Consider the following 9,883-nt stretch of genomic DNA (forward strand, 5'->3'; position numbering starts at 1 on the left):
TCCACCACCTTTACGCCAGTCAGCGGCAGGGTGCACTTCTTCAGGATCTTGGGCGCGCCCTCGCGCGTGGTGTGCTCCATGGCGATGATCACCCGCCGCGCCCCCGCCACCAGGTCCATGGCTCCGCCCATGCCCTTCACCATCTTGCCGGGGATCATCCAGTTGGCCAGGTTGCCTTCTTCATCCACTTCCATGGCGCCCAGCACCGAGAGGTCCACGTGCCCGCCGCGGATCATGGCGAAGGAATCCGCGCTGGAGAAATACGACGTGCCCGGGATCTCGCTCACCGTCTCCTTGCCGGCATTGATGAGGTCGGCGTCCTCCTGGCCCTCGAGTGGGTAGGGCCCGATGCCCAGCATCCCGTTCTCGCTCTGCAGGACCACGTCCATGCCCTTGGGCACCCAATTGGCCACCAGGGTGGGCATGCCGATGCCCAGGTTGACGTAGTAGCCGTCGCGCAACTCCCGCGCCACCCGCCGCACGATGCGGTCGCGCTTCTCCGCGTCTTTCTGCTTGCCGATGTTCGGTGCCGTCGCCATGCTCTTCACCGTTTCACGTTTCAGGTTTCACGTTTCAGGTCGTCATCCCGAGCCCGCCTGGGCGGCGAGGGATCTGCTTCTCAATCGTCAATGAGTCAATCGTCAATGATTCGATTCTCTGGCCCTCACCACGCTGCTTCCGCCCGCCGGAACTCGGTCACCGCCCGCTCCAGCTCTTCCTGCGGGACGCCGCCGTCCGCGTCGGACTCCTTCTTGTACTTCCACGCCACCGCCAGCAAATCGCCGTAGGCGTCGTTGATCCCGCCCATGGCGTGGTCGTAGGCCGGGGCCATCACCGCGATCTCCGCCGCCAGGTCGCCCAGCGTGAACTGTCCTTCCTCGTACATGCGCAGGTAGCGCAGCACGCTGGTCCTGACTTCCTCTGCGGTGCTGTCGGGTGCAGGCATGACTTCAGTCGTTGGTCGTTCGTCGTTGGTCGTTGGCCATGCTCTCTCGGTACTCGGTACTAGGTACTCTTTCTCACTGTCCGTTTTTCGATCCGCTTCTCGTAGTCCGTGCCCGGGAAGATGCGCTTCACGTAGATGGAGGGCACGTGCACCTGGTCGGGCTCGATCTCGCCCACCTCCACCAGGTGCTCGACCTCGGCGATGGTCACGCGCGCCGCCGTCGCCATCATGGGATTGAAGTTGCGCGCCGTTTTGCGGAAGACCAGGTTGCCCCACCTATCGCCCTTCCACGCCTTGATGAGCGCGAAGTCGGCGTGCAGCGCGCGTTCCAGCACGTAGGCGCGGCCGTCGAACTCGCGCGTCTCCTTGCCTTGGGCGATCACCGTACCGAAGCCGGTGGGAGTGAAGAATGCGGGGATGCCGGCGCCGCCCGCGCGGATGCGCTCCGCCAGCGTGCCCTGCGGGTTCAGCTCCAGCTCCAGTTCCCCGCTCAGCACCATCTGCTCGAACATCTTGTTCTCGCCTACGTAGCTGCCGATATGCTTGCGCACCTGCCGGTTCTTGAGCAGCGTGCCCAGGCCAAACTCGTCGACCCCGGCGTTGTTGGAGATGGTGACGAGGTTCTTCACGCCCTTGCGCGCCAGCGCCGCGATCAGGTTCTCCGGGACGCCGCACAGCCCGAAGCCCCCCACCATCAGTACCGCGCCATCCTGGATGTCGCGGATGGCTTCGTCAGCGTTGGCGACGACTTTGTTCATGGCCTTGGATTCTAATCGCCGGGCGCGCATGGGGCAAAGGGACAGTCAGCCCCGAGCGCTTGCGCCGGTCCCCCGGTCGCGCCACAATACGCCTTCCCATGCCCGCCACCACCTGCCCGCTCTGCAGCCTGCCCCTGGGGGTCTCCGAGAAGGTCCTCTACAACCACCGCGTCTGCGAGAAGTGCCACCAGGACTTCGCCTTGCTCCGGGTGCTGGCCAACTTCCTCGACCAGATGCTGATCTAGTTCGCAGGCTTCATCCTGGGCTTCCTCATCCTCTTCGTGGCGGTGCTGCTGGGCGCCGCGGCCGGCGCCGCCTCCGGCAATCAGGACTTCGGGGGCCGTCTCGCCGTCTTCGTGTGGGTCCTGATGCTGCTGGTCGCCGTCTTCTTCGCCATCGCCAAGGACGGCTTCAGCGGCTACTCACCCATGAAGTACGTGATGGGACTGCGGGTCATCGATTCCGTCACCGGGCGTCCCGCTGGCTTCCTCGCTGCCTTCAAGAGGAACCTCGCCCTCAATATCCCTTTCATGCCCCTCTACGTCCTCTTCCAACTCATGGGCAGGGACGGCACGCGCGTGGGCGACGGCTGGGCCGGCACCAAGGTGGTCTGGAAGAAGTACGCCGACCTGGATCCCTTCCTTCCGCTCATCGAACTGCGGCGGCGCACCCGCGAGCGCGCCGCCGCGGCTGCGGCCGCAGGCCTTCCTCCGGCCAAAGCCTGAGCACAAAAACGCCCGCGCCCCGAAGGGCGCGGGCGGAAGCCTTGCGGGTCTCCAGCCTAGAAGCGGAAGAAGATGCCGCCGCTCACCACGGCCTGGTTCCGGATCCCCTCTCCGGAGAAGGTCCGGAAGCGGGTCAGGGCGGGGCCGCTCAACGTGTCCGGCCCGCCCGGCGGGTTGTTGCTCAACTGGATGTTCGGCGAAACGCCGGAGAAGTCGATGGTCTGCGCCGGCGTCAAGGTCAGCACCGCGGGGCTGGCGCTCACGAACTGCTCCAGGCCGTTGCCGCTGAGGTAGTCGCGGGCGTCGATGCGGAAGCCCCAGCGCGGCGTCACGTAGTACTTGATGCCGCCTCCGAAGTAGCCCACCGCCTGCAGATCGGGCGTGCTCCAGTTGATCAGCACCGCGTCGGTGTTGTTGTGCGGACCCCCGCGGATCGTGACCTGGAAGTTGCCCACCAGGGTGGCCGAAGGCAGGTCACCCACGCTGGCCAGCGCGCCCCCGCCGAAGCTCAGGTAGGGGACCACCCGGCCTTCCGACACCAGGTTCAGGTTCACGCCGACGGTGCCGAAGATCTGCTGGCCCTCGCTGCGGTCGATCGCGCTCACCGAGGTGACCACCGGGCTGAAGCCGGTGAGGTTCTCCGTCCAGGCCGTCGCCCAGGTAGCGCGGCTGGCCTCGATGCCGGCCAGCCCCGTGGAGTTCACCCGCAGGTTGGCCAGGCTGTAGTCGAAGTTGGCTTCGATGGCCCAGCGCCGCGCGATGTCGCGGCTCAGCCGGAAGCCGAAGGCGCCTCCGTTGTCCCGCTCCGCCGTGCGCGTGGTCAGGATCGGATCCAGGGGCATGATGTGCGTGGTGATGCCGGGGAAGGCGGCTGCATCCACCGCCTGGTTGTAGAGCAGCGTGCCGTCCCCGAAATAGTAGGACGGGATGGCGCGGCTGGTGGTGGCGTTCACCGCGGTAAAGGTCGCGCCCGCTCCGGGCAGCGTGCCCGTGCCGTCGTGGGGACTGTTGGCGAAGGCCCCGCCGCCATGGACCTCGATCTCCCACTTGCGGCTCGGGTCCGGGCCCTCGGTCACGGCCGGGCTGGCGGGCTTGGGCAAGGGCGTGGCGAAGGCCGCCGCCGCCGGGTGGTAGGGCGCCGCAGCCGCTTGGGGCTGCGCCGTCGCCGCGTTCTCCTGCGCCTGCGCGACGCCGACCAGGAGGACCAGGGTGATCAGCAAGAAGAAACTGAGGAGCAGTTTCCAGGCCGCTTTCTGCATCGTGCCTCCTTGACCTTATCTCGGAGCAACGCATTATACATCCGGTCCTGCGCCCAAAATAAAACGCCCGCGCCCCGAAGGGCGCGGGCGTGAGCCTTGCCGGTACGCGGCCTAGAAGCGGAAGAAGATGCCGCCGCTGACCACGATCTGGTTGCGCACTCCGTCCCCGGAGAAGGTCCGGAAGCGCGTCAGGGCCGGCCCGCTCAACGTGTCCGGACCGGTCGGCGGGTTGTTGCTGAACTGCACATCCGGCGTGGTTCCCGGAGGCCCGGCAATGGTCTCCGCCGGGGTCAGGGTGGCCACCACGGGCAGGGCGCTGACGTACTGCTTGAGCCCGTTGCCGCTCAGGTAGTCGCGCACGTCCACGCGGATGCCCCAGCGCGACGTCACGTAGTACTTGAAGCCGCCGCCCACGTAGCCCACTCCCTGCACACCGGGCATATCCCAGTTGATCAGCACCGTGTCGGTGACGTTGTGCGGCCCGAGAAAGGTCACCTGGTAGTTCCCCACCAGCAGCGCTGAAGGCAGATCGCCGGTGTTGGCCAGCGCGCCGCCCCCGAAGCTCAGGTAGGGGATCACCCGCCCTTCGGTCAGCAGGTTGACGTTCACGCCTGCGGTACCGAAGATCTGATGGCCCTCGCTGCGGTCGATGGTCGCGACCGAGGTGGTCACGATGCCCGTGCCAAAGGTGACGTTGGTGAAGAAGTTGTTCCAACCCGTCGCCCAACTCGCCCGGCTGGCCTCGATGCCGGCCAGCCCCGTCGAGTTGATCCGCAGGTTGGCCAGGCTGTAGTCGAAGTTGGCTTCGATCGCCCACCGTGGTGTGATGTCGCGGCTGATGCGGAAGCCGAACGCGCCCCCGTTGTCCCGCTCCGCCGTCCGCGTGGTCAACACCGGGTCCAGCGGCGTGATGGGGGTGCAAGTCACACCCGTGCAGAAAGCGTTGGTGATCAATTGGTTGAAAAACAGCGCCCCGTCGCCAAAATAGAAGGACGAGACGGCGCGGCTGGGATTTCCGTTATTGTCGGTGAAGGGCGCGCCCGGCCCCGGCAGGGTCGCGGCGCCTCCGTCCGGGTTGGTGGAGAACATTCCGCCGCCGTGGAATTCGATCTCCCACTTGCGGTCGGGGTCAGGACCCTCCGACATGGTGGAACTGGAGGCCTTGGGCGCCGGCGTGGCGAAGGCCGCCGCCGCCGGGTGGTAGGGCGCCGCAGCCGCCTGGGGCTGCGCCGTCGCCGCGCTCTCCTGCGCCTGCACGATGCCGGTGTACAGGACCAGGGTCATGAGCACGGTTAGGAAGAGGAAGAGTTTCCAGGCAGGTTTCTGCATGAGGTGCCTCCTGTATGGCTGTCAAGGGCCGTCAAAGAACAGATGCACCGGGTCCTCTGGGAGATGGCTGAGCAACCAGCACATCAGTCTCTTCTTTGGCGGCGTGCCGCGCGGTGACCCGGCTCACCCTCCTCAGTGATGAGACCAGGGTCCCTCACCTCGCTCTGCTCCTCCTTCTCTTCTAGCGGTCAGCTTCTCCGGAACGAGTTGGCGCGCGCGAACTCTTCGCGCAGCGCCGGGCTCTTCAGGTTCTCACGCAGGTGGGCCAACCGCTGCTCCAAGCGCTCGAGGGCTTGGCCCAGGTTGTCGGCGTTGGTCCACACGATGTCGCGCCAGATGCCGTACGAACTGGCGGCGGTGCGCGTCATCTCCCGCACCTGGCGCCCGCTCACCTTCCGCAAGTCGCGGGCCTCGCCGAATTCGTCCACCAGACTCGCTCCCAGAGCGACGGCCAGCATCTGCGGCAGGTGGCTGAGCCAGGCCATCAGCCGGTCGTGGCGCGCGGCGTCCATCTCCACCACGTGCGCGCCCGTCCGCTTCACCAGGCCCAGGTACTCGCCGATGCGCCCGGAGCCCAGCCTCTGCCGCGGGAACGGCGTCACCGTCCAGGCCGCGCCTTCGAAGAGCCCGGCCTCCGCGTTCGCGATGCCGCCGCGCTCCTTCCCCGCCATGGGATGCGCGGGCAGAAACCGCCGCGCCGCCTCTTGGCCGAACACCGCCTGCGCCCGCCTCACGATCGCGCGCTTGGTCGAGCCCACGTCGGTGAGCAGGACCTCGGGCGCGAGCGCGGGCGCCAGCCGCTCTATCAGGTCGAGGGTGCTGAAGATGGGCGTGGCCAACACCACCACCTGACTGCCGGCGATGGCGCGCAGCGGGTCGCTCGCGCCCGCGTCGATGGCCCGGCGCCGCTTCGCCTGCCGCAGCACCGCCTCGCTGTCGCAGCCCACGATCCGCCCCATCCACCCGCACCGCTTGAGCGCCAGCGCGAAGGAGCCCCCGATCAGGCCCGTGCCGATGATCGTGATCTTTTTGATGGAAGAGTTCATGGCACCGCCGAGAACCTCAGGCCCCAGTACCGCCTCTTGGCCTAGGCCTTTTCTTGACGGCTGATGGCTGACGGCTGACCGCTCTCCTCCGCCAGCATCTCGTCCTTCTGCAGCCGGCGCATGGCGGCGATCATGCGCTCGAAGATACCGGCCAGCTCGTCCGGCGGCAGCGGACCCCGGCTCGCCCGGCGCACGTTCTCCAGGATGGCGCGCTCGCGCTCCGGTTCGCGGATGGGCATCCGGGTATGGCGCTTCAGCCGCCCGATCTCCTGCGCCATCCGTGCCCGCTGGTTCAGCAGTTCCACCAGCGTGCGGTCGATCTCGTCGATTTGCCGTCGCCACTCTGCGATGTCCATAGAACAGCCATTAGCCTTTAGCACTTAGCATTTAGCCCTTTAGGGTCCGGCCTGACCCTGAGGGGCCAGGTGCGAATGGCTAAGTGCTAAGTGCCCTTCTTCAACGTCCTCACAAACTCTGCCACCGCCCCCGCGGCTTTCGCGCGTCCTGCCTTTTCCACCGTCTCCACGATGGCGCTGCCCACCACCGCGGCGTCGGCGAATTCGCCCACCGCCCGGAACTGCTCCGCGGTGGAGATGCCGAAGCCCACCGCGATAGGCAGCTTGGTGTACTTCCGCAGCCGTGCCACCAGCGTGCGCGCGTCGGTCGCCAGCTCCTGCCGCTTCCCGGTCACGCCCGTGCGCGAGACCGCGTACACGAAGCCCGACGAAGCTTCCCCGATCCGCCGCAACCGCTCTTCGGTCGAGGTCGGCGCCGCCAGGAACACGGTCGCCAGCCCGCGCGCTCGCATGGCCCGCCGGTATTCGCCGGCCTCGTCCACCGTCAGGTCGGTGAGGAGCGCGCCGTCAATGCCCGCCTCCGCGGCCTCGGCGGCGAAGCGCTCCAGCCCCAGCCGCAGCACCGGGTTCAGGTACGAGAAGACGATGAGCCCGGCCTGCGTCTGCTCCTTCCTTATGTCCCGCGCCAGCTTGAGGACGCCGCTGAGCGTAGTGCCGTTCTTCAGCGCGCGCTCGCTGGCCCGCTGGATGACCACGCCGTCGGCTACCGGATCGCTGAAGGGCACGCCCAGCTCGACCACCTCGGCCCCCGCACTCAGCGCCGCCAGCACGATCTCCCGCGTCGTTCCCAGGTCGGGATCGCCGCAAGTGACGTACACCACCAGCGACGGACGGTCTTGGAAATGGATTGGCATGGTCTCTAGGCGTTACAGAAAAATCTCCTCTGGATTGAGTAATTGAGAAATCGGGTAATCGGGTAATTGAAGAAACTGGGCCGCCAGACGCCAATTACTCAATGACTCAATTACCCGATCACCCAATCCCCCGATGCTTCACTTCGGGCAGTGGTCCGGCGACGGCCAGTCCTTCCCCTGCCTCATCGCCTCCAGGTTCCTCTGCTGGTCGGCGTAGGTGCTCACGCAGAACTGCCGGCGTGTGGCGTCGGACAAGAAGTCCGTGTCGTAAGGCTGCTGGGTCGCGGCAGTCGGGCTGGGCCCGTCCCAGCGGTACTGCGTGCCGAAGACCTGCGGCTGCTGCACCTTCTGCAGGTAGCGGTCCAGGGTGGCAGCCGCGATCCAGCGTGCCTTGGCGTCGCCCTTCTCCATCGCCGCCAGCGCCAGAATGTGCGCCAGCAGGTAGTCCTGCGGCGTATCGCCGTGCTGGAAGATGGTCGAAGCGTCCTCGAAATCCTGCCCCGTCTTGAGCGCGCCCGCCTCCAGCATCTGGTGGGTTTGCTTGCGCCGCTGCGCGTCCCGCGGAGCGACCTTGTTCCAGTCGATCTGACCCACCCGCGGCTCGCGGTCCTTCTGGTCCTCCTCGTAGAGCGCATGGACGGGCGACGCCCCTGCCGCCGGCGCCGGGGGTGCTTTGTGGCACCCATCTCCATAGGGGATGTCCTTGTTCTGATTCATCGCTTCCACGTTCGCCTGCTGCTGCGCGTAGGTGGACACGCAGAACTCCTGCCGCAGCGCATCCGAGATCAGGTCTTTGTCATAGGGGTCTTGCCCCGTGAGCTGCGGGTTTCCCTTCACGGGCACGTACTGCGTGCCGAATACCTGCGGCTGATGGATTTCGTGCAGGTAGCGGTCGAGCGTGGCCGCCGCGATCCAGCTCCCCAGGGAAGAGCCCTTGAACGTCGCTTCCATCGCCAGGATGTGCGCCAGCATGTAGTCCTGCGCCGTCTCTCCGTGCTGGAAGATGAAGGCGGCGTCCTGGAAGTCTTGCGCCGTCTGGAGTGTACCCGCCGCCAGAATCTGGTGGGCCAAGCGGCGGTGCTCCTTATCATGGGCGCTGACCTTGTCCCAGTCCGCGTCCGCTGCCATCCGGTCCTTCTGGTCCTCTTCGAAGAGCTGGTGGATCGTCGGCGAACTCGCCGGCGCCGCCGCCGGCTTCTCGTGTGCTGCCGGCTGTCCTTGCGCTGCGAGGAAGACTGCACTCCCCAGAACCAGCGCGGCCAGAGCCAATCCCGCCCGCACCCGCCGGCTGTTGCACTCTTGCCTGTCTCCGTTCACGTTTCCCTTCCTCTGTTTCTCGTTTTTTCAGAATGGCCCGATGACCCGGTCAGCCGGTGACCCGATGACTCAATCCGCATTCTTCAATCTGCAATCTTCAGATGGATTGGCATGATTCCCTGACGTTACAGAAAAATCTCCCCTCGCAGCATCGGGCGATCGGCGACCTGAAAAAAGGCGGCCTGCGCAGCTCTTGAAATGAATCGATGGCCCGCCCATCCGATCACCCAATCTGCATTCTTCAATCTGCGATCTTCAATTCTTTGGTGAGGATCCCCATGTCCTTGTCGCCTCGTCCGCTGATATTCACGATGACGCTCTCGCGCTTCTTCATGCGCGGCGCGCGCTTCACCACTTCCGCCACCGCGTGCGCCGACTCCAGCGCCGGGATGATCCCCTCCAGCCGCGCCAGCAGCGAGCACGCCTCCAGCGCCTCCCGGTCGCTGGCGGCCACGTACTCCGCCCGCCCTGCGTCCTTCAGCGCCGCGTGCTCCGGCCCGATCATGGGATAGTCGAGCCCCGCCGAGACCGAATGCGTGCCGGCGATCTGCCCCGCCGCATCCTGCAGCACGCAGGAATACGCGCCCTGCAGCACTCCCGGTTCCCCTCCCCAGAAGCGCGCCGCATGCGCGCCCAACTCGCGCCCGCGCCCGCCCGCCTCCACCCCGATCAGCTTCACCTTCTTGTCCTTCAGGAAGCGGTGGAAGATGCCGATGGCATTCGATCCGCCGCCCACGCACGCGATCACCGCCGCCGGCAGCCTGCCCTCCGCCTGCAGGATCTGCGCCCGCGCCTCTTCCCCGATCACGCGGTGGAAGTCGCGCACCATCGAGGGATAGGGATGCGCCCCCAGCACGCTGCCCAGCAAGTAATGGGTGGTGCGGACGTTGGTCACCCAGTCGCGCATGGCCTCGTTGATGGCGTCCTTGAGCGTGCGCGAGCCCGCCTCCACGCCCCGCACCTCCGCCCCCAGCAGGCGCATGCGGAAGACGTTCAACTCCTGCCGCCGCATGTCCTCGGTGCCCATGTAGACCACGCACTCGAAGCCGAGCAATGCGCAGACAGTCGCGGTGGCCACGCCGTGCTGGCCGGCGCCGGTCTCAGCGATGACGCGCCGCTTGCCCATCCGCCGCGTGAGCAGCGCCTGGCCGAGACAGTTGTTGATCTTGTGCGCGCCGGTGTGCAGCAGGTCTTCGCGCTTGAGATAAATCTTCGGGCCGCCCAATTCGCGGGTCAGGCGCTCGGCAAAGTAGAGCGGCGTGGGGCGGCCGCAGAACTCCTTGAGGTAATACT

At 66.6% G+C, this 9,883-nt stretch carries 12 protein-coding genes; 2 read left to right on the top strand and 10 right to left on the bottom strand.

What is annotated here, in order from left to right; genetic code table 11:
* From VEG08_01675 to VEG08_01685, 3 genes are all read right to left on the bottom strand, one after another.
* Window positions 1-539: 3-oxoacid CoA-transferase subunit B (locus VEG08_01675; GenBank protein HXZ26685.1), on the bottom strand; the 539-nt coding region annotated here is incomplete at its 3' end.
* A gap of 125 nt (window positions 540-664) precedes the next feature.
* On the bottom strand, window positions 665-946 hold the full coding sequence (locus VEG08_01680; protein ID HXZ26686.1) for a hypothetical protein: 282 nt from the start codon (window positions 944-946) through the stop codon (window positions 665-667).
* Between the two features lie 59 nt (window positions 947-1,005).
* Window positions 1,006-1,704 (bottom strand): CoA transferase subunit A, encoded by a 699-nt coding sequence (locus VEG08_01685; GenBank protein HXZ26687.1) that lies wholly within the window; start codon window positions 1,702-1,704, stop codon window positions 1,006-1,008.
* A 98-nt stretch (window positions 1,705-1,802) separates the two neighbouring features.
* Here VEG08_01685 and VEG08_01690 point away from each other — a divergent pair, with 98 nt between their 5' ends.
* Both VEG08_01690 and VEG08_01695 read left to right on the top strand, forming a co-directional pair.
* Window positions 1,803-1,949, top strand: coding sequence for a hypothetical protein (locus VEG08_01690; GenBank protein ID HXZ26688.1), 147 nt, complete (start codon window positions 1,803-1,805; stop codon window positions 1,947-1,949).
* Between the two features lie 27 nt (window positions 1,950-1,976).
* Window positions 1,977-2,429: an RDD family protein gene (locus tag VEG08_01695; GenBank protein HXZ26689.1), complete on the top strand. Its 453-nt coding sequence runs from the start codon at window positions 1,977-1,979 to the stop codon at window positions 2,427-2,429.
* 56 nt (window positions 2,430-2,485) lie between these two features.
* Here the strand turns inward: VEG08_01695 and VEG08_01700 are convergent, their stop codons facing one another.
* From VEG08_01700 to trpB, 7 genes are all read right to left on the bottom strand, one after another.
* Window positions 2,486-3,688, bottom strand: a complete 1,203-nt coding sequence (locus VEG08_01700) for a hypothetical protein (protein ID HXZ26690.1) — start codon at window positions 3,686-3,688, stop codon at window positions 2,486-2,488.
* 111 nt (window positions 3,689-3,799) lie between these two features.
* Entirely contained in the window at window positions 3,800-5,017 is a 1,218-nt protein-coding gene (locus VEG08_01705) for a hypothetical protein (protein HXZ26691.1), read from the bottom strand.
* Window positions 5,018-5,205: 188 nt separating this feature from the next.
* Window positions 5,206-6,063: a prephenate dehydrogenase gene (locus VEG08_01710; protein HXZ26692.1), complete on the bottom strand. Its 858-nt coding sequence runs from the start codon at window positions 6,061-6,063 to the stop codon at window positions 5,206-5,208.
* Between the two features lie 41 nt (window positions 6,064-6,104).
* Complete coding sequence (locus tag VEG08_01715) at window positions 6,105-6,419, bottom strand: chorismate mutase (GenBank protein HXZ26693.1); 315 nt, start codon at window positions 6,417-6,419, stop codon at window positions 6,105-6,107.
* Window positions 6,420-6,505: 86 nt separating this feature from the next.
* Window positions 6,506-7,273: a tryptophan synthase subunit alpha gene (trpA, locus tag VEG08_01720; GenBank protein HXZ26694.1), complete on the bottom strand. Its 768-nt coding sequence runs from the start codon at window positions 7,271-7,273 to the stop codon at window positions 6,506-6,508.
* A gap of 138 nt (window positions 7,274-7,411) precedes the next feature.
* Entirely contained in the window at window positions 7,412-8,590 is a 1,179-nt protein-coding gene (locus VEG08_01725; GenBank protein HXZ26695.1) for a hypothetical protein, read from the bottom strand.
* A 241-nt stretch (window positions 8,591-8,831) separates the two neighbouring features.
* Window positions 8,832-9,883: tryptophan synthase subunit beta (gene trpB, locus VEG08_01730; protein ID HXZ26696.1), on the bottom strand; the 1,052-nt coding region annotated here is incomplete at its 5' end.

The sequence above is a fragment of the Terriglobales bacterium genome, assembly GCA_035624475.1.
Classification (GTDB): Bacteria; Acidobacteriota; Terriglobia; order Terriglobales; family Acidobacteriaceae; genus DASPRL01.